Annotated in this window: 15 protein-coding genes; 7 read left to right on the forward strand and 8 right to left on the reverse strand. The window is 64.9% G+C overall.

The genetic code is table 11. The features are described from left to right. Positions 1 to 24: 24 nt before the first annotated feature. The 7 genes from ACX80W_RS09865 to ACX80W_RS09895 all read right to left on the reverse strand — a co-directional run bounded on the left by ACX80W_RS09865 (position 25) and on the right by ACX80W_RS09895 (position 9,198). Complete coding sequence (locus tag ACX80W_RS09865; RefSeq protein ID WP_459282767.1) at positions 25 to 954, reverse strand: protein NO VEIN domain-containing protein; 930 nt, start codon at positions 952 to 954, stop codon at positions 25 to 27. 99 nt (positions 955 to 1,053) lie between these two features. Next, positions 1,054 to 3,327: a 3'-5' exonuclease gene (locus ACX80W_RS09870; protein WP_459282769.1), complete on the reverse strand. Its 2,274-nt coding sequence runs from the start codon at positions 3,325 to 3,327 to the stop codon at positions 1,054 to 1,056. An 866-nt stretch (positions 3,328 to 4,193) separates the two neighbouring features. After that, on the reverse strand, positions 4,194 to 5,639 hold the full coding sequence (locus tag ACX80W_RS09875) for an MrcB family domain-containing protein (RefSeq protein WP_459282771.1): 1,446 nt from the start codon (positions 5,637 to 5,639) through the stop codon (positions 4,194 to 4,196). 285 nt (positions 5,640 to 5,924) lie between these two features. Beyond that, a complete protein-coding gene (locus tag ACX80W_RS09880) occupies positions 5,925 to 6,086 on the reverse strand; it encodes a hypothetical protein (RefSeq protein WP_459282773.1) in 162 nt (53 codons plus the stop codon). A gap of 74 nt (positions 6,087 to 6,160) precedes the next feature. After that, positions 6,161 to 7,957: a DNA/RNA helicase domain-containing protein gene (locus ACX80W_RS09885; protein WP_459282775.1), complete on the reverse strand. Its 1,797-nt coding sequence runs from the start codon at positions 7,955 to 7,957 to the stop codon at positions 6,161 to 6,163. Beyond that, positions 7,944 to 8,264, reverse strand: a complete 321-nt coding sequence (locus ACX80W_RS09890) for a nucleotide pyrophosphohydrolase (protein ID WP_459282777.1) — start codon at positions 8,262 to 8,264, stop codon at positions 7,944 to 7,946. Before ACX80W_RS09890 ends, ACX80W_RS09885 begins: the two co-directional genes overlap by 14 nt. A 262-nt stretch (positions 8,265 to 8,526) precedes the next feature. Beyond that, a complete protein-coding gene (locus ACX80W_RS09895) occupies positions 8,527 to 9,198 on the reverse strand; it encodes a GntR family transcriptional regulator (protein WP_459282779.1) in 672 nt (223 codons plus the stop codon). A 140-nt stretch (positions 9,199 to 9,338) separates the two neighbouring features. Here ACX80W_RS09895 and glyA point away from each other — a divergent pair, with 140 nt between their 5' ends. The 7 genes from glyA to ACX80W_RS09930 all read left to right on the forward strand — a co-directional run bounded on the left by glyA (position 9,339) and on the right by ACX80W_RS09930 (position 18,371). Continuing rightward, on the forward strand, positions 9,339 to 10,706 hold the full coding sequence (gene glyA, locus ACX80W_RS09900) for a serine hydroxymethyltransferase (protein ID WP_459282781.1): 1,368 nt from the start codon (positions 9,339 to 9,341) through the stop codon (positions 10,704 to 10,706). After that, a complete protein-coding gene (locus tag ACX80W_RS09905; RefSeq protein ID WP_459282783.1) occupies positions 10,703 to 11,923 on the forward strand; it encodes a sarcosine oxidase subunit beta family protein in 1,221 nt (406 codons plus the stop codon). Before glyA ends, ACX80W_RS09905 begins: the two co-directional genes overlap by 4 nt. A gap of 40 nt (positions 11,924 to 11,963) precedes the next feature. After that, complete coding sequence (locus ACX80W_RS09910; RefSeq protein WP_459282785.1) at positions 11,964 to 12,326, forward strand: sarcosine oxidase subunit delta; 363 nt, start codon at positions 11,964 to 11,966, stop codon at positions 12,324 to 12,326. Beyond that, positions 12,323 to 15,298, forward strand: a complete 2,976-nt coding sequence (locus ACX80W_RS09915; RefSeq protein ID WP_459282787.1) for a sarcosine oxidase subunit alpha family protein — start codon at positions 12,323 to 12,325, stop codon at positions 15,296 to 15,298. Before ACX80W_RS09910 ends, ACX80W_RS09915 begins: the two co-directional genes overlap by 4 nt. Continuing rightward, positions 15,291 to 15,938 carry a sarcosine oxidase subunit gamma gene (locus ACX80W_RS09920; RefSeq protein ID WP_459282789.1) on the forward strand — a complete coding sequence of 216 codons (648 nt, stop codon included), beginning with the start codon at positions 15,291 to 15,293 and terminating at the stop codon, positions 15,936 to 15,938. Before ACX80W_RS09915 ends, ACX80W_RS09920 begins: the two co-directional genes overlap by 8 nt. Beyond that, on the forward strand, positions 15,938 to 17,419 hold the full coding sequence (locus ACX80W_RS09925; RefSeq protein WP_459282791.1) for an L-serine ammonia-lyase: 1,482 nt from the start codon (positions 15,938 to 15,940) through the stop codon (positions 17,417 to 17,419). The genes ACX80W_RS09920 and ACX80W_RS09925 overlap by 1 nt, the downstream gene beginning before the upstream one ends. A gap of 136 nt (positions 17,420 to 17,555) precedes the next feature. Beyond that, positions 17,556 to 18,371, forward strand: coding sequence for an IclR family transcriptional regulator (locus tag ACX80W_RS09930; RefSeq protein WP_459282793.1), 816 nt, complete (start codon positions 17,556 to 17,558; stop codon positions 18,369 to 18,371). Between the two features lie 24 nt (positions 18,372 to 18,395). Here the strand turns inward: ACX80W_RS09930 and ACX80W_RS09935 are convergent, their stop codons facing one another. Beyond that, positions 18,396 to 19,532, reverse strand: coding sequence for an aromatic ring-hydroxylating oxygenase subunit alpha (locus ACX80W_RS09935; RefSeq protein WP_459282795.1), 1,137 nt, complete (start codon positions 19,530 to 19,532; stop codon positions 18,396 to 18,398). Positions 19,533 to 19,551 lie beyond the last annotated feature (19 nt).

Consider the following 19,551-nt stretch of genomic DNA (forward strand, 5'->3'; position numbering starts at 1 on the left):
CCCCCCCCCCCACCCACTTAAGGCCTAGTCTAGAAAATACTCGTAGCTAAGCGGCTTCAGGTTCTCTGGGGAAGGCCGCCAGCCAAGGTAGACGCTCATCGTTCCATCGTCAGTGGTGATCGAACCGTCGAGGTGGCGATCCCACTGGATCTCCGCAACAACAACCAGGTCGGTCAACTCGTAGTCGTTAGCGTGTGTGACCTCATTGCGCGTCAGGATGACCTTCTCGACATCCCCCTGGGACCCCTTGACTTCGACATGCCGCTCTTCAGCGCCTCGAGTAGCGAGCAGATCGTAGGACCGATACGCGCCGACGTCCTCGACGTTGTATCCGGACGCCTCGTAGTGAGTAATCGCCTGGCGGACCGCCTGCATCTCGATCGCCTTCTTCAGAATCGGGTCGGCGCAGAACCCCGCATATCGTTGCCGAACCCCGTTCTGCCCGCCGACGGGTGGCGCAACAGGGAAAGTGTCGAAACCGCCCCAATCGCTGTCGGGAAGCAGGCCGTCGATGGTATCGATCAGCTCCGCCGGTAGTTTGAACAGGTATCCCTGGTTCGGTTTGAGGCCACTGGTCGGATGCCTTTGGAACGGGAAGTAGATTGTCTGTCCGGCGGTATCCGTATAGGTGCGCTCGAGGACACCTCTGACGCCCAGGATGTCCTCCTGGTGGTTGGACCGGAGATCGGTCAGTAGATAGGGATTTGGTAGTGGAGTGTAGTCCGTAAGGGGGATCGTGTTAGCTGGCTTCCCGTACCAGTCACCCGCGCGCGGCTGAAGTTGACCGGCCACGATTGAAGCGCCATACATTCCCGACTTGAAGCGCATCGGGTTGTTCTTGCCCACCCAATGAAGCACGACATCACCGACACGGACGTCTTTCATCAAGTCGTACCGCGGCGTATCGGGTGCGATGAGTTCGCTCCCCCACGTGTCGACATTGACCAATTCCATCCAATACCGCTGAGTGGCATCTCCGTCCCACCAGCGGGACTTCCTAACCGACGTCCCTACTGCCATCTCTCCCCCAGATCTCGTTGATGTTTACCGACGCTACTTCGTGCCAAGCAACTCCGACGGTTTTCCGCTCCACGACACCACCAGACCATCCCGTGCCCTCGTCGCGGCCACGTAGAGAAGCGAACGCTCACGCAGGAGCGCATCTGCCTGCTCGGCCGGGGCCATGTTCTTCAATTGATGCGCGGCCGGCAGGTACTGATCGGATAGGCCGAAAAGAACGACACGGGTGAACTCCATGCCCTTAGAGCGGTGCATGGTCATCACGGCTGGCACACCAGAGGAGACAGCGGATCCAGCTGTACGTGCAGTGATGCCCCGCTCGTCCAACCCGCTGATCACTTTGCCGATTTGATAGTTGGCGCGGACGAGGACGCCGACGGTCTCGAGCAGCACTCCTTCCTCCTGCCATGCCCGTAGCGTCTCGGCGAGGTTGTCCAGCTCTTCTACATAGGAAGCTGCCGCGTGTTCCTGGGGCGCAGGTCCGGTACGGGAGGACGTGTATCCGTTGATGGACTCGTCGGCACCCTCGAGATCCGTGATCGGCACACCGTGCAACAGGCCGACGGCGTACGCCAGATTCTGTCGGGTGGTGCGGTAGTTGAGGGTGAGCCGACGCGATCTGCCGACGATTCCGATACCGAAACGGGACAGTGGCACCTTTTGTCCGTAGATGCGTTGGTGTGAGTCCTCGGCGATGAAGATGTCGTCCGGACCCTGCTGTACCAGCTCCCGAAGGAAGAGCCAATGGCCCGCGTGCAGGTCCTGCGCTTCGTCGATGAGGACGTGATCGGCAGTACGCTTCGTGCCATCGCTCGCGCGGTCCCGCAGGATCAGCGCCGCCAGGTGCGCCATCTCGACATAGGAAGCATGCATTTCAATCCTGTTGTAATACCTGTAGCCCTCGACAAGTTTCCACACGGCCAGTCGTTTGGCCCGGTTCAAGGCGGTGCCGCGGCCGGCTCGAGGGACTTTCAGGTACTCGTCCTTGGCGGTGATGACATTCGGCAGCACTACGGTCTCGTACTCCTGCTGTAGGAACGTCGGGTTAGCAAGCTCCGGTTCCAGTCCATGCTCCACGTCTCGGAGAACTGATTCCCACTGCTGGTTCTCATGGTCCGAACCCACGACTTTGCCGGGGGCTGCAGTCTCAAGACCGAAAAGGCGCTTCATCGAATACCGCTGTTCCATCTCGGTAGCGGCACGGAAGACCCTACTGACGAGCGAATCCACCCCAGCGATATGGACACCCGGGTCACCGGGCCTCGATGCACGAGGAAGATCGGCATCGAGCTTGGCCAGTCCGGTTTCAAGGGACTCGGCGAGCGTCGTCGTGTACGTGGTCAGGACTATTCGCGCGGAAGGGTCCGCTGCGGACAGCGCCCGTGCCCGATGCAGCAGTACGACGGTCTTCCCTGTACCCGCACCACCCGAGAGCCGGAAGGACCCGTTGTAGCGCCGTTCTGCGTAGATCCGCTGTTCCGGGTGAAGGAAAGTACGCCAGGTATCGAAGTCTCCGGCGTCGATAACCTTCTTCAACTCCTCCGAATCAGTTCCCACAAAAGTGAACTGCATCTTGGTCGCCGGATGCTCGAGCGCCCGCTTGATCTTTTCCTCGTCGGACTCCTCCGGGTCGTCGACGTAGCGTCCCAGAGCGAGCTTGTCCTGGACCTCGGAAACAGACGTACCCGCGGCGAGCTCCAGCAGTGCCGTCGCCTGCCAGTCCGGAGCGTCGCCCAGGACATCCAGGAGCTCTTCTTCTGAGGAGACTGCGAATGCCTTCCCTACCAGGTCCGCAGCAAGTCCGAGTACTGCAACCAATCCGGCCTGATCCATCCCGCACTCCGTGAGTGGATTTATCCAGAGCGGTGTGGAGACAAGCTCATCCTCGGGCTCTTCCGGAGCCTCCCTTTCGATCTCATCAACGGGGTGCTCGGACTCGTCGTCTCCCGTCTCCGGCGTCTGCTCTCCAGGGTCAGGTGTGGAAGTGCGCAGCACCTCGAGCACGCCGTTGACCGAATTGACCTGCAGCACACTGGAGCGCGCGATCTCGATGGCCTCATCGTGCGGCCACGCACCGTAGTAGAAGTAATGCGGGATGTTCTCGTAAGAGACCTTGAACAGCACTGCCCTGAAATTGAGGTCGATGCGTCCGGTACGGACACGTTCATCCGCTGGGGAACGCATCGGTTCGATGTGCAGACCCGGAGCGGTGTCGTCCTTCTGGAGCTTCTCAAAGAAGGAGTAGACCTTCGACTTCATTGAGCCGTCGATCTTGTCTTTCTGCTTGACCAACGTCAGCAGCGCCATCTCAAGCCTCCTTCATCTTCCGTAGTCCACGGATCTCGTTAATGTCGTACCACCGGCGACCCACCCCGCCGTCTGGCTCTGCAAGTGCCCATTGCCGTCACATGCTCCTCCAACACGTCGGTTGTGCCGGGGAATGCTAATCACAAATTTACTTGCTCTGAATTCGAGTTTTGCGTCGATACCGATTCCTCACGCAGCGAGCTCGATGAGCTCTATCCAGGTCGGTAGCCTGCTCGATTGAAGAGCCGCACCCCTTCACGCCAGGACTCCTTACGGAAGGACGACGTCAGCGCCTTCACGTGGCGCCGAAAGTACCGCCACAGCGTGCGAGTAGAGCCCGTCAAGTACTCCGCCGATTGGGGCGTCAGCGTCGTGCAAAGCGTAGTTTCCAGGAACAGGCGTGCGCAGCGGTAGCTGAGGGTGTCATCACCCACGCCTCTGGACTTCCTCAGGTCCACCGCTTCTACAGTTTCCCACGCGGAGTAAAAGGCGGTCGCGGCATCACGGATATGCTCACCGAGGCCTCGAACTTGAGTGAGGATGCCGTCGACAAATTTCGACACTGGACCGAGCCAGTCCTCATCATCGATTGAACCACCAAATCAGGCGCGCTGTCGGAATTTCGGTCTTCGACTGTAACTCTCAAGACCTGCTCCTATGTTTGCCGCTTCCTAGTGGGGCAATCCTGGGCCGATACGACTGGGAGTCATTATGTACACCATTCGACTTTGTTCACTGCCCAAATTCGACCTAAGCCGATCACTCTACCGACCAGCAGGCACTGGAACTCTACTGATAGTGCTTCTTTGCCTCTTGCCCGTCCTACACCTCTTGTGGCAAGCCGGGGGGATCGAATCCAACCAGCCTCAGTCAATGTGTCCAGGATCTTGCCTAGGAAAAGCATATTGCGCCGTAGCAACGTCGCCCTTCGGTCTACGGTAGGTGTAGGCGATTGGGGTTAAGTCCGTATCCTCCAAGCGCCATGGACTGGTCACATCCAGCTCCCCGTCATGCGCGATGGGGTTTTCTCCTCGCGGGTCCAGAACGATGCTATGAACAACAGCCAGAGCATTGAGGGGGTACTCGGAACGGTGCAGCTCAACTTCGTTCTTGGTGAGTAGAACCGACTCCCCCCGGGATGTCGTTCCCTTTACCTCCACGAAGAGTTGGCGACCCTCTCGGACGCAGCGCAGGTCATAAGACTCACGGTCGCCGACGTCCTGTACCTTCCACCCTTGGGCCTTATAGTGAGCCGTGACCACGTCGACAGCGCGGCGTTCAACCGCCCGTTGCTCGGGCTTGGTAAGTCCAAAGCCCTGCCGCCCTCGCCCCCTCCGCTTGCCGGCCGCCGCCATGACTGCATCGGTAACTAGCTCAACCTCTGGTGCTGGCACTCCGGGAGCGCGAGGATCGATATCCTCAGCAATGTAGAGCTGCGACAGCAGGACGAGCATTAGTTCTAGGTCTCGGAGAATGTCATCATCCGAAGGCATGTGATCTAGCAGGTATTCGAACGCCGCTACGGTGCCTGCCTCATATGACGGACCGAGCGGACTACGCCGGGCGTCGAGCAAAATCCCCTGTCGCAGTCGCTCGTGGTCGAGACCGCTTCGAAGAACAGAACGGGCCCACCGCACCGACTCTTTCATTTCCGGGAGAGGACGCGGTTTGAATTCGACGCCGTCCCACCGGGTAGCTCCGTGACCGAGCGACAGGTAACAACGGTCACCCAGCGCGCTAAACAAGAAAACGACATACCAGCCATTGGTGGCTGATGGACTCCGCGATCCCGAGTACAGGCGCGTCCAAGGGATTTCTGTCTTCGGGCCGGTCCCATCGCGCCCTTCTGTCTCGAGGTCACCCTCCGGCCATAGCACGGACCGAATCAGCACGTTGAAATTTGAGCGCAGCCAGTTAGGAATCTCAGTACGCACAATCTGACCACGACGATCCATCGCGGCGGTCTTCTTATGGCTCCAATCGCTTTGCAGCAGCAACACCTCTTCGAGGTGGTCACTCAGCGGGCCCGGTACACTCCCCGTAATCACGTGAAAGCCCATCCGAGCCAACACAGGAACAACAGTCGCATCGCCGCCGCTGAAATCTGAGCTGCCTAGCAGCTTTCCATATTGATATGCGTGTGCGGCACCAACAACTGCCTTCGAGTCGTAGAGCTTCTCATCCCGGCTAATGAAGTACCTGCGAGCCGGTCGAAAACCATATTTGGACAGAAATGCTTTACGGCCCACGGCATCAAATTCATCCAGCGCGGCTACGACGGCAGCTCGATCAGTAAGGTCAACTAAAGCCATAGAGCGACTGTATCGAATAGGCCCCGTATTGGAACAAGCCAACGGAGTGTGTCACCCATTTATGGGTTTACCTGGCTTAGTTTGCTTACGAATTGCCCCCTCGGGCCACTCCCGGTGCATATCATTAAGGTGCACCAATGAAACTGACGTAAATGTGGACGACCTTCGCGTCGGGACCTCGCGGTATACGAGACATCGCTAGTGCGCGCATCTATTCGTTAGACGAGCAACTCTGCCGGTATGTCTGCGGCCAGCGTCGCGGCGCATTAGGACCTAGAGGGATTTTCAGCAATGTCCTTCTGCGTGCCTCCTCCTTGAGACGAACCGCTGGTACCCGTAGGTCATGGCGACGTAGCTGATGCCGCCGGCCCCGATCGTCCCGGCGATCGCCGAGTACTCAATCATGGCGATGACCTGGATGGTCAACCCGCCAATCACAGCCGGCACATCCTCGAACGGTTTAGTGGGCCGATGAAGGCATCTCCACAGTTTCAGACGAACCGACGAGGCCGAATCATCGCCTAGGGCGATCCGCCTTGGTTCACTTCGTTGTTCGGTATGAAGGCGCGCAAATACGCCCGTAAGTCAGGGTCGCACACGTACACATAGGTTCCTCTGATGCCTCGCGTCAGCAGCACGGCATAGATGTTTTGGATGAACCGCAAGAGATCGTCGTCTGTGTAGATCTTGCCCAGAACCGGATTGTTCTCCTTGCCCTTCTTGTCGAAGTACGAGCCCCGGTCGACGACAATCCTCTTTCCAGCGACGTCGTAGCGGAGATCAAGTCCGATGATCACGCCCGCGTAGTTGAGGTCGTACCCCTGCACGGTGTGTATCGACCCCACTTCCTCCCGCGACTTTGAGGAGGCGATCCAGTCCGTCTGGATGCTGTTCCAGCGGAACTGGTTCCCCTCGATCTCAATGTCGTACGCGGTCTTATCGACCTTCGTCTTCCACGGCCACGCATACCCGGCCACCAACCTCGATAAGCCGGCTTCCGCATCTCGCCGCAGTATCTCGGCACGCATGTCAGCAATGCTCTCGAACAAGCGGAAGTCGTATCCCTCGAAGCTTTCCGCTGACGTCGGCCCCGTTGTCACATCTGTGCCCCCAAGAATCCGCCTGACGTATCCGACATAGTCGGATCCGGCTCGCACCCGCATCTGCGACACAAGCGGATAGTGTCGACTTGCGCCCTTGGCTTCCACAACCAGTTCGTGCAGAAGTTCTGGAGAAAGGTCCGCCGGCCGAACGCTTTGCGCCGCGTCTAGGAGAAAGATTTGGTTCTTGCTCTTCGCGCGAATCCAGTCGAGTTGTGTCTTCGTCTTATCGTCATGGCCGAAGAGCTTCTCGTTGATCTCACGGAACTTCTTGTTCTGCACTCCAGAAGGTTGGTTGGCGCGCTGATTGAGGCGATGTGACTCGTCGACGATCAGTAGATCGAAGGGCTCATCTGCGACGCCGACATCGAAGGCGGTCATCACCATCTCTGGACCCAGTCCCGGCGTCTTCCGGAAAACCTTCTTGATCGACTCGCGTAGGGACTGTTGAGGCACCACGAGCCCGATGCGCAGTCCAGCGAGAAGAGCGGCATAGTCCTCGATGAAGAACTCGGAGAACATCGAGTCACTGTCGAGGTCTACGGCCGGCGCGGCGCTGGCGATATCAACGATCAACTTGAGCATGTAGATCGCGACAACCGTCTTACCGGTGCCTGGGTCGCCTTGGACGACGATTGTGCTGCGCGAGTCGGCCTTTAGATCCTCAAACAGTCCCTCAAGGATTCCCTCGACGGCAATCGCTTGATCCTGGGTCAGCTCTTTGAAGGGCGATAGCTTGAAGAGGTCGCTGTTTTCGATCTCGGGGATACTTCGGCTAAAGACACCGTCATCTCTGAGACTCTCGAAGACTTTGTGGAAGGTCTCCCTGTACTGGTCGCGATTGTAGTAGTCGGCCTCGATGATGCCGTCGTTCCGGTTCAGCACCCGGTATGCACCGTCCCCTGCAAGCATTCGAATGAGATAGGACTCGAGGTCGAGGCAGACGGACTTGTTGAAGGTGGCGTCGACAACGACGCGCACCGTACTGAGATGTTGCTTTTCCGGGGAGGCGAAATGCTGATTCATTCGCGCTGCTGCGTTGCGCGACTCCCCCACGTAGACGTCATTCAGACCCGCTCTGGGGGCGCCCGGCATAGCGCCCGCGGCGTCATCCAATACGTAGACGACCGGCCAATTCGTGTTGCGGTGGTTCAGTGGCGCCCAGTCGGCGACGGCGGCGGCAGTGAAATCGAGCCGCTGAATCTCAAAGGGCGTCATACTTGGCGCTTCGCCCCCGCGCTTTCTCAATCGGGTACTTCTCCCGCGTCTTCGCGAGCTTGTCGAGCACTATCCGGTCAGGATCGACACCCAGTCGATCGGCCAGCAGAAGGCAGTACGTGAGCACGTCGGCCAGCTCTTCACGGACCCGCGCGTCGGCGGCGTCCGCATTCCACTGGAAGCACTCAAGTAGTTCGCTGGCCTCAATGACGATGCTCTTTGCGAGATTCTCTGGCGTATGGAACTTGGCCCAATCGCGCTCGGCTACGAAGGCGGCTAACTCATCCCGTACAGAGGGTTCTACCATCCCGCCAACTTAACAGGTTGAAGAGCATACGTTACAAATCTAACTTAGCTCGGGAATCGCCGGTCACGTGCCCGCGGCATTCTGTGCAAGGGCTTTCGCTGGCCTGTGCCGCTGTTTTGGCTGTCGACGTCTTCTCAGGTAGGTAAAATCCGACTTGCCACCGGCATTGCTAACAACTAGGAACAATGTGCGCTCGCCGCGCAGATTATTTTCGTTTCGTCCCAGCAGCCGTTCTGCCAACTATCTCCCGCAGTCCAGCAGCTCAGAGCACCCGCCGCACGGCACGCTCAAAGCTCGTCACATGCTCTAGCGCGAGCTTCCCAGCACGGTCCGCATCGCCCCCCGCGATCGTCTCCAACAGCTCCGCATGCTCGGCGATGTGCTCCGCCACGGCCGGCACCTTCTCCACCACCAGGCACCAGATCCGTGTCGCCAGGTTGTCGTAGCGGATCAGCACATCCTCCAGGTGCGGATTCGCCGCCGCCCGGTAGATCAGGCGGTGGACCTTCATGTCGAAGCGCATCAGCTCGTAGGGGCTGCCCTCCGCCAGGGCATCCCCCGCAATTGCAGCAGCCGTCTCGCGCAGCTCGGCACGCATCCCCGCCGTCGCCACCTGGGCGGCCCGCCGCGCAGCAAGCGGTTCGAGGGAGGCCCGGATCTCCGAAACGTCGGCGAGCTCGGTGATGTCCACGACGGTGGCGAAGGTGCCCCTGCGCGGGTAGGAGACAACCAGGTGGTCGAGCTCCAGCCGCTTCAGCGCCTCCCGCACCGGCGTGCGGCCGATACCGAGTTCGGCGGCGAGCTGCCCGTCGTTGATGGCCTCCCCCGGCCGGATCTCCAGCATGATGAGCTTGTCCCGCAGCTGGTAGTACGCCAGCTCCGCCATCGACCTCTCCGTGCCGTCCGGCAGCCGTCCCTCCAGTGTCGACGTCATAGGAACTCCTCGGCTTCGGCGGCAACAGCGGGGGCCACAGGACCCTTGACTCCCCTGCAATGCCAAACATACTATTGCACCACTACTGATATATCAGTCGCATACTAGAAGCAGTGCTGCTTGAAGCCAAAGGAGAAACCATGCCGGACGTGCTCACAGGTTCCCTCACCGAGACGGACTCCGAGGTCGCCGGCGCCCTCGCCAGGGAGCTCGACCGCCAGCAGTCCACCCTGGAGATGATCGCCTCCGAGAACTTCGCGCCGGCAGCCGTCATGGAGGCCCAGGGCTCGGTGCTCACCAACAAGTACGCCGAGGGCTACCCGGGCCGGCGCTACTACGGCGGCTGCGAACACGTCGACGTCATCGAACAGCTCGCCATCGACCGGGTCAAGGCGCTCTTCGGCGCCGGGGCAGCCAACGTCCAGCCGCATTCCGGCGCGCAGGCCAATGCCGCAGCGATGTTCGCCCTCCTCGACCCGGGCGACACCATCCTGGGCCTGGACCTCGCCCACGGCGGCCACCTGACGCACGGGATGCGCCTCAACTTCTCCGGCAAGCTCTACAACGTCGTCCCCTACCACGTCGGCGAGTCCGACCACCGCGTGGACATGGCCGAGGTGGAGGCCCTGGCCCTCGAGCACCGGCCCCGGCTGATCGTCGCCGGCTGGTCCGCCTACTCCCGGCAACTCGACTTCGCCGAGTTCCGCCGCATCGCCGACCTCGTCGGCGCGTACCTGATGGTGGATATGGCCCACTTCGCCGGGCTCGTCGCCGCCGGGCTGCACCCCAGCCCGGTGCCGTACGCCGATGTCGTCACCACCACCACGCACAAGACCCTCGGCGGCCCCCGCGGCGGCGTCATCCTCAGCCGGGCCGAGCACGCCCGCAAAATCAACAGCGCGGTGTTCCCCGGCCAGCAGGGCGGCCCGCTCGAACACGTCATCGCCGCCAAGGCCGTGGCCTTCAAGCTCGCCGCCTCGGCGGAATTCCGGGAACGCCAGGAGCGCACCCTCGAAGGCGCCCGGATCCTCGCCGACCGCCTGCTGCGCTCCGACGTGGCCGACGCCGGCATCTCCGTGGTCACCGGCGGCACCGACGTCCACCTCGTCCTGGTCGACCTGCGCAACTCCGACCTGGACGGCCAGCAGGCCGAGGACCGCCTGCACCGCATCGGCATCACCGTGAACCGCAACGCGGTCCCCTTCGACCCCCGCCCCCCGATGGTCTCCTCCGGGCTGCGGATCGGCACCCCCGCCCTGGCCACCCGCGGCTTCAGCGCAGAGGAATTCACCGAGGTGGCCGACATCATCGCCACCGCACTCACCAGCACTGCCCTCACCAGCCCCGCGCACGACGACGCCACGTACGACGGCGGAACCGACGCCGCCGCGGACAACCTCCGCCGCCGGGTTACCGCACTGGCCGAGCGGTTCCCGCTCTACCCCCACCTGAATGACCCCGCCCGGCAGGCGGACCTCGACGCAGCAATGATTGGAGCCGCCCAGTGAGCGCCGACAAGCTCCCCGAACACCCGGACTTCCTCTGGCGGAATCCCGAGCCCAAGTCCTCCTACGACGCCGTCATCGTCGGCGGCGGCGGACACGGCCTGGCCACGGCCTACTACCTGGCCACGAACCACGGCATGACCAACATCGCCGTGCTGGAAAAGGGCTGGCTGGCCGGCGGCAACATGGCCCGCAACACCACGATCATCCGCTCCAACTACCTCTGGGACGAGAGCGCCGCCATCTACGAGGCGTCCCTGAAGCTGTGGGAGATCCTGCCCGAGGAACTCGACTACGACTTCCTGTTCAGCCAGCGCGGCGTCATGAACCTCGCCCACACCCTCGGCGACGTGCGCGAGAGCATCCGCCGGGTCGGAGCGAACCGGCTCAACGGCGTCGACGCCGAATGGCTAAACCCGGCACAGGTCAAGGAACTGTGCCCCATTCTGAACATCAGCGACAACATCCGCTACCCGGTGCTGGGCGCCACCTACCAGCCGCGCGCCGGCATCGCCAAGCACGACCACGTGGCGTGGGCCTTCGCCCGCAAGTGCGACCAGCTCGGCGTCGACATCATCCAGAACTGCGAGGTCACCGGCTTCCTCAAGGACGGCAACCGCGTCGTCGGCGTGAAGACCAACCAAGGCACGATCCACACCGAGAAGGTGGGGCTGTGCGCCGCCGGACACAGCAGCGTGCTCGCGGAGATGGCAGGCTTCCGCCTGCCCATCCAGTCCCACCCGCTGCAGGCCCTCGTCTCGGAACTCCACGAACCCGTCCACCCCACAGTGGTGATGTCCAACCACGTCCACGTCTACGTCTCCCAGGCTCACAAGGGCGAACTGGTCATGGGCGCCGGCGTCGACTCCTACAACGGCTACGGCCAGCGCGGGTCCTTCCACGTGATCGAACACCAAATGGCCGCCGCCGTCGAACTGTTCCCCATCTTCGCCCGGGCGCACGTGCTGCGCACCTGGGGCGGAATTGTCGATACCACCCTGGACGCCTCCCCCATCGTGGGCACCACCCCGGTGGACAACATGTTCGTCAACTGCGGCTGGGGCACCGGCGGGTTCAAGGGCACTCCGGGTGCCGGACTCACCTTCGCCCACACCATCGCCACCGGCACCCCCCACGCCCTCAACCGGCCCTTCGCCCTGGAGCGCTTCGAGACCGGTGCCCTGATCGACGAACACGGCGCCGCCGCCGTCGCCCACTAGACGCCGCCCACGTGACGCCGCCTCCAAGAAAGCAGCCGACATGCTCCTGATTCCCTGCCCCCACTGCGGGCCCCGCGACGAAACCGAGTTCCACTACGGCGGCCAGGCCCACGTGCCCTACCCCGAGAACCCGAACGAGCTTGACGACCGCCAATGGGCCGAGTTCCTCTTCTACCGCGAGAACCCCAAGGGCGCCTTCGCCGAACGCTGGCTCCACAGCACCGGCTGCCGGCAGTGGTTCAACATGGTCCGCGACACCGCCACCTACGACATCCAGGCCGTCTACCGCATGGGCGAACCCCGCCCGACGACGGCGCCACCGGGCGGCACTCCCGTCACCGGCGGACCCGGCCCCGGCGCTCAGACCGCCGCCCCCGCTTCCCCCGAAGGAGCACGCCCATGACCGCCCAGCAGCCTGCCCGCCTCGCCACCGGCGGGCGGATCGACCGCAGCACGCTGTGGCGGTTCACCGTGGACGGCACCGAGTACACCGGCCACCCCGGCGACACCCTCGCCTCGGCCCTGCTCGCCAACGGCCGCATCGCCGTAGGCAACTCGATCTACGAGGACCGGCCGCGGGGAATCCTCGCCGCCGGCGTGGAGGAGCCCAACGCCCTGGTCCGGGTCTCCCCCCGCTTCCCAGGGCACGTCGCCGAGTCGATGCTCCCGGCCACCACCGTCTCCCTCGTGGACGGGCTCGACGCCGAACTGCTCACCGGCCGCGGCCGGCTCGACCCGGAGGAGGACCGCGCGGAGTACGACAAGAAGTACGTCCACACCGACGTCCTCGTCGTCGGCGGCGGCCCGGCGGGCCTGGCCGCGGCCCGCGAGGCCGTGAGCAGCGGGGCCCGCGTGATGCTCCTCGACGATCAGCCGGAACTCGGCGGCTCCCTCCTCTCCGAACCCGCAAGCACTGGGCCGACGATCGAAGGCAAACCGGCCCGCGAGTGGGTGGCCGACGTGGAGGCAGAACTCATCGCCGCCCCCGAATGCACCGTCCTGAACCGCACCACGGCCTTCGGCTCCTACGACTCGAACTACATCGTCGCGGCCCAGCACCGCACCGACCACTTCAGCGCCCCGGCCGCCCCGGGCGTCTCCCGGCAGCGGATCTGGCACATCCGCGCCGCGCAGGTGGTCCTGGCCCCGGGCGCCCACGAACGCCCGCTGGTCTTCGAGAACAACGACCGCCCCGGCATTATGCTCGCCTCGGCGGTCCGGACCTACCTCAACCGCTACGCCGTCGCCCCCGGCTCCCGGGTGGTCATCGCCACCACCAATGACAGCGCCTACGCCCTGGCCGCCGACCTGAGCGACGCCGGCATTCCGCTCGCCGCCGTCGTCGATGCCCGGCCCGTCCTGAGTCCGACGGCGCAGGCCGCCGCCGACGCCGGCATCCGGGTCCTCACCGGCAGCGCGGTGGCCGACACCGACGTGGCGAGTGGTGCAGGATCCGGCGACGGCCGCCTGACCGGCGTCACCGTGCGAGGCCTGAACGACGACGGCACCCTCACCGCCGCTTCCGAGCAGCTGGAGTGCGACTTGTTGGCCGTCTCCGGCGGCTGGTCCCCTGTGGTCCACCTGCACTCGCAACGGCAGGGCAAACTGCGCTGGGACGACGACCTCGCCGCCTTCGTCCCCGCCCGGCCCGTGCCTAACCAGCACCTCGCCGGCTCAGGCCGCGGCAGCTTCGAACTCGCCGACTGCCTCGCCGAGGGCGCCGCCGCAGGGACAGCGGCCGCCACCGCCGCAGAGTTCGGCGCCGCCGGCCCCGGACCGAAACCGGCACCGATGAGTGAACCGACGGCGTCCGCCCCCATCCGGCAGCTGTGGCTGGTGCCAGGCCAGACCGGTACGCCCGATGACTGGAACCGCCACTTCGTCGACCTCCAGCGCGACCAGTCGGTGGCCGACGTCCTGCGCTCCACCGGCGCCGGCATGCGCTCGGTCGAGCACATCAAGCGCTACACCTCCATCAGCACCGCCAACGACCAGGGCAAGACCTCCGGGGTGAACGCCATCGGCGTCATCGCCGCGGCCCTCCGCCAGGTGGGGGAAGCGTCCCGGGGCATCGGCGACCTCGGCACCACCTCCTACCGGGCCCCGTTCACCCCGGTGGCGTTCGCCGCCCTCGCCGGCCGCCAGCGCGGCGAGCTGTTCGACCCCGCCCGGGTCACCTCCATCCACCCCTGGCACGTGGCCCACGGCGCGGAGTTTGAGGACGTCGGGCAGTGGAAGCGGCCCTGGTACTACCCGCAGCCCGGGGAGGACATGGACGCCGCCGTGCTGCGCGAATGCGCCGCCGTCCGCGACTCCGTGGGCTTCCTCGACGCCACCACCCTCGGCAAGATCGAAATCCGGGGCAAGGACGCCGGTGAGTTCCTCAACCGGATTTACACCAACGCGTTCAAGAAGCTCGCTCCGGGCTCGGCCCGCTACGGCGTGATGTGCATGGCCGACGGCATGATCTTCGACGACGGCGTGACCCTGCGCCTCGACGATGACCGCTACTTTCTGACCACCACCACCGGCGGCGCCGCGAAGGTCCTGGACTGGCTCGAGGAATGGCTGCAGACCGAATGGCCGGACCTCGACGTGCACTGCACCTCGGTGACCGAGCAGTGGACCACCATCGCCGTCGTCGGCCCGAAGTCCCGCGCGGTGCTGGCCACGCTGGCCCCGGACCTCGCGGCGGACGGCGGGCTGGAGGCCGAGGCGTTCCCGTTCATGACCTTCCGGGAAACTCCCCTGGCGAACGGGGTGCCGGCCCGGGTCTGCCGGATCTCGTTCTCCGGTGAGCTCGCCTACGAGATCAACGTGCCCGCCTGGTACGGGCTCGCCACCTGGGAGGCCGTCGCGGCGGCCGGGGCCGAGTACAACATCACCCCGTACGGCACCGAAACCATGCACGTGCTGAGGGCCGAGAAGGGCTACCCCATCGTCGGGCAGGACACCGACGGGACGGTCACCCCGCAGGACGCCGGAATGGAGTGGGTGGTCTCCAAGGTCAAGGACTTCATTGGCAAGCGCTCCTACGCCAGGGCGGACGCCTCCCGACCGGACCGCAGGCACCTGGTCAGCGTGCTGCCCGTCGACCGGACCTTCCGCCTCCCGGAGGGCTCCCAGCTCATCGACAAGGGCGTGCCCGTCGACCTCGGCCGGGGGCCGGCTCCGGAGCCCGTGCCGATGCAGGGCTTCGTCACCTCCAGTTACACAAGCGCCGCGCTCGGCCGCACCTTCGCCCTCGCCCTGATCGACAACGGCCGCAACCGGATCGGTGAAACCCTGGTGGCCGCCGCCGGGGACCGGCTCGTGGACGTGGTCGTCGGCGACACAGTGCTTTTTGACCCCGAAGGGACCCGCAAAGATGGCTGACACCCAGGAACTCGACACCCCGCAGGACATCCCCCGGGACCTTCACGCCCTCCGGCGGAGCCCGGCGTCGCTGCTGCACGAGGCGTTCTCTGCCGGCTCCACCGTCGGCGTCGTCGAGCTGTCCGAGGTCGAATTCCTCACCATGGCCGGCGTCCGGGTGGAGCCTGGATCCGCGGAAGGGCAGCGGATCGCCGCGGTGACCGGCGGCCTGCCAGCACGTTGCGGGGACGTGGCTGGCAGCACGGGCGCCAACGTGCTGTGGCTCGGCCCCACCGAATTCCTCGTCGTCGCCCCGCCGGAGGCGCACGAAACCCTGGGTGGAGACCTCGTCCCCTCCCTGGTGGAGGCGCTGGCGGACGGGCAGGGGCAGGTGGTCGACCTCTCCGCCAACCGCACCACCTTCGAACTCACTGGGCCCCGCGCCCGCGCCGTGCTCGAAAAGGGATGCTCCCTGGACCTCCACCCCCGCGTCCACCCCGCCGGCACCGCCCTGTCCACCGAGGTCGGCGGCATCCCGGTCATCCTCTGGAAGACCGCCGAGGCCACCTACCGCATCCTCCCCCGGGCCTCCTTCGTCACCTTCCTCGGCCATTGGCTCCTCGACGCGATGCGCGAATACGCCTCCCCCGAGGTCCCCTGATGGCCCTGAGCGTGCTCGACCTGTTCTCGGTCGGCATCGGACCCTCCTCCTCCCACACGGTCGGGCCCATGCGCGCGGCCAAACGGTTCGCCGACGGGCTCGCCGAGGACGGGCTCCTCCCGGCCACGGCCCGGGTGCGCGCCGAACTGTACGGGTCCCTGGGCGCAACCGGACGCGGGCACGGCTCGGACAAGGCGGTAGTTCTCGGCCTGCAGGGCAAGGACCCCGAGACCGTCGACACCTTCACAGCCGACGACCAGGTGGCCGCCGCGGCGCTGAACGCCGAACTTCATCTGGCCGGACATCACCGGATCGACTTCAACTGGGAGGAAGACCTGGTGCTGCACCGCCGCAGGTCCCTGCCGGCCCACCCCAACGGCATGACCTTCTGGGCCCTGAACCACTCCGGCGCGGTGCTGCGGGAGCGCAGCTACTACTCCGTGGGCGGGGGCTTCGTCGTTGACGGGGACGCAGAGGGAGCCGCCAAGGTCGTCCCCGACGCCACGGTGCTGCCCTACCCCTTCGCCAGCGCCGACGAACTGCTGGAGATCTGCCGCCGGGAGGACAAGTCGATCCCGGAGATCATGCTCGCCAACGAACTCACCTGGCACTCCGAGGCCGAACTGCGGGACAAGCTCCTTGCCCTCTGGGCGGTGATGCGCGAGTGCGTCGAGAACGGATGCGCCGCTGAAGGCATCCTGCCCGGCGGGCTGAAGGTCAAGCGCCGCGCCCCGGCCCTGTTCCGGACCCTCGCGGCAGCGGCGTCCGCCGGCTCCGCGTCCGCCGGCTCTGCGTCCACCGGTTCGGCCTCAACCGGCGCCGCACCAGGCACCCGCCCGGCCGCCGACAACGCGCCCGCCACCCTGGCCCAGGCCCCCGCCGACCCGCTGCTGGCCATGGAATGGGTGAACCTCTTCGCCCTGGCCGTCAACGAGGAAAACGCCGCCGGCGGCCGCATCGTCACCGCCCCAACCAACGGGGCGGCCGGCATCGTGCCCGCGGTGCTCCACTACTACGTCAAGTTCGTCCCCGGAGCCAACGACGACGGCGTCGTCCGCTTCCTGCTCACCGCTGCCGCCGTCGGCATCCTGTTCAAGACCAACGCCTCGATCTCCGGGGCCGAGGTCGGCTGCCAGGGCGAAGTGGGCTCGGCCTGCTCCATGGCCGCCGCCGGACTGTGCGAGGTGCTCGACGGCACCCCGGCGCAGGTGGAGAACGCCGCCGAGGTCGGCATCGAACACAATCTCGGCCTCACCTGCGACCCGGTCGGCGGGCTGGTCCAGATCCCCTGCATCGAACGCAATGCGATCGCCAGCGTCAAGGCCATCAACGCCGCGCGCCTGGCCCTGCACGGGGACGGCAGCCACGTCGTCTCCCTCGACAAGGCCATCAAGACAATGCGCGAAACCGGAGCCGACATGATGACCAAGTACAAGGAGACCTCCCGCGGGGGCCTCGCCGTCAACGTCATCGAGTGCTGAGGAAAGGTGCCGGTCCCGGACCTGCGGTACGCGTCTCCAAGCCGCCCACGGGCGGCGGCTGCCCGCCAGGAAAGCAGGCGCGGACCCGCCACCGCGGGCTGAAGCGGGTTCCGGACATTAGGTGAGAGCATGGGCCATGGCTTCCAATAATTCTTCCGGCCCCGACGTGGACCTCGACGCCGACGCCGGCCAGGCCGGGGGTGTGCAGTCGGTGGACCGCGCCATGGCCATCCTCGAGATCCTAGCCCGCGACGGCAATGCCGGCGTCAGTGAGATCGCCGAAGAGATGGGCATCCACAAGTCCACCGCGTCGCGCCTGCTCGGCTCCCTCGTGGCCCGCGAGATGGTCCACCAGAACAGCGAGCGCGGCAAATACCAGCTGGGCTTCGGCATCCTGCGCCTCGCCAGCTCCATCCCCGGCCGGCTCAGCCTGGTCCAGGAAGCCCGCCCGGTGCTCGAAGCCCTCGCCGACGAATTCAAGGAAACCGTCAACCTCGCGGTGCTCCGCTCCAACTTCGCCGTCAATGTCGACCAGGCCATGGGCCCCTCGACCCTGGCCACCTACGACTGGATCGGCAGCCTCACTCCCCTGCATGCCACCTCAAGCGGCAAGGTACTGCTCGCCTCGCTGACGGCAGACGAGCGGGACCGGATCTTCCGGGAGACCGGGCTTCCCGCCCGCACTCCGCGCACGATCACCAACCGCAAGGAGCTCGAGACCCAACTGCACGACGTCGTCCGTACCGGCTACGCCGTGGCCAATGAGGAGTTCGAGATCGGCCTGCGGGCCATCGCCGTGGCGGTGCGGAACCACCTGGGTGTGGTGATCGGAGCCGTCAGCATCTCGGGGCCGGCGTTCCGTTTCGATCCCGAAAAGAAGCCCGGCCTGCTCGATTCACTCGCACAGGCCGGGCAGCTGATCAGTTCCAAGATGGGTTACACGGGACGGTGACGGTGCCCGTCCCGCGGAGGGGCGCTACCGGGTCGGCACGACGTCGCCGACCTTGCTTTCCACCCAGTCGTGGAAGGCACGGATGTGGTGTTCGCTGGGCACCAGCACCCCGCCCTTGGCGTAGACCTTCGAGTTCATCGCCGGCTGGCAGCGTTCGCAGGCATCGAAGTCCTGCAGGTTCACCCGGTGGAACAGCTCCACCGAGGCGGTGAGGTCCTTCCCGGCCGCCACGACGCTCGGCAGGTACAGCCAGTCGCACTCGACGATGGTGCGGTCGGCGGCCATCGGGAACATCCGGTGGATGATCACGTGGTCCGGCACCAGGTTCACGAACACCGTCGGCTTGATCGTGATGGCGTAGTATCGGCGGTCCTGGTCCTCGTCGATGCCTGGAATCCGGTCGAGGCCCTCGGAGCCGTCAACGGTGAAGCCCTTGATGTCCCCGCCGAACTCCGCCCCATGGCCCACGAAGTACTGCGCCGCCAGCCCGTCGGCGAACTCCGGCAGCACCTCGGTCAGCTCCGGGTGGATGGTGGCGCAGTGGTAGCACTCCATGAAGTTCTCGATGATGAGCTTCCAGTTGGCCTTCACGTCGTACCGGATCCGCTTGCCCAGGCTCAGGTTCGCCACGTCGTAGCCCTCGATGGCGCGCAGGTCCCCGAGGCGCTCCTCGATGGCGCCCATGACCTCCTCCTCGAAGGACGGCGGCTCGGCGGCCAGGCACACCCAGACGTACCCGAGGTACTCGCGCAGGTGCACCTTCACCAGGCCGTACTCGTCCCGGTCGATGTCGGGCATCTTGGTGAGGTTCGGCGCAGCGATCAGCTTGCCCTCGAAGTCGTAGGTCCACGCGTGGTACGGGCACTGGAAGGACCGCGCGGCCTGCCCGGATTCCTCCATGCACAGCTTCACCCCGCGGTGGCGGCAGATGTTGTAGAAGGCGCGGATCCCGCCCTTGCGTGTGCGGGAGATCAGCACGCTCTCGCGCCCGATCTGCACGGTCCTATAGGCGCCGGGCTTGTCCAGGTCCTCCGAGCGCACGGCGCAGAACCACATCTGCTCGAAGATCCGTTCCTGCTCGGCCCGGAACACCCCTTCGTCGACATAGGTGGACCCCGGCAACGTCGGGATCAGGCTCGGGGTATTTACCTCTACAGACACAACTACTCCTCCCAGCAAC

This window comes from Arthrobacter melezitosi, from assembly GCF_054511055.1.

Coding starts and splice junctions, on each gene's coding strand:
- ACX80W_RS09865 (WP_459282767.1), bottom strand. CDS start 954: ATGGAATTGGTCAATGTCGACACGTGGGGGAGCGAACTCATCGCACCC.
- ACX80W_RS09870 (WP_459282769.1), bottom strand. CDS start 3,327: ATGGCGCTGCTGACGTTGGTCAAGCAGAAAGACAAGATCGACGGCTCA.
- ACX80W_RS09875 (WP_459282771.1), bottom strand. CDS start 5,639: ATGGCTTTAGTTGACCTTACTGATCGAGCTGCCGTCGTAGCCGCGCTG.
- ACX80W_RS09885 (WP_459282775.1), bottom strand. CDS start 7,957: ATGACGCCCTTTGAGATTCAGCGGCTCGATTTCACTGCCGCCGCCGTC.
- ACX80W_RS09890 (WP_459282777.1), bottom strand. CDS start 8,264: ATGGTAGAACCCTCTGTACGGGATGAGTTAGCCGCCTTCGTAGCCGAG.
- ACX80W_RS09895 (WP_459282779.1), bottom strand. CDS start 9,198: ATGACGTCGACACTGGAGGGACGGCTGCCGGACGGCACGGAGAGGTCG.
- glyA (WP_459282781.1), top strand. CDS start 9,339: ATGCCGGACGTGCTCACAGGTTCCCTCACCGAGACGGACTCCGAGGTC.
- ACX80W_RS09910 (WP_459282785.1), top strand. CDS start 11,964: ATGCTCCTGATTCCCTGCCCCCACTGCGGGCCCCGCGACGAAACCGAG.
- ACX80W_RS09915 (WP_459282787.1), top strand. CDS start 12,323: ATGACCGCCCAGCAGCCTGCCCGCCTCGCCACCGGCGGGCGGATCGAC.
- ACX80W_RS09920 (WP_459282789.1), top strand. CDS start 15,291: ATGGCTGACACCCAGGAACTCGACACCCCGCAGGACATCCCCCGGGAC.
- ACX80W_RS09925 (WP_459282791.1), top strand. CDS start 15,938: ATGGCCCTGAGCGTGCTCGACCTGTTCTCGGTCGGCATCGGACCCTCC.
- ACX80W_RS09930 (WP_459282793.1), top strand. CDS start 17,556: ATGGCTTCCAATAATTCTTCCGGCCCCGACGTGGACCTCGACGCCGAC.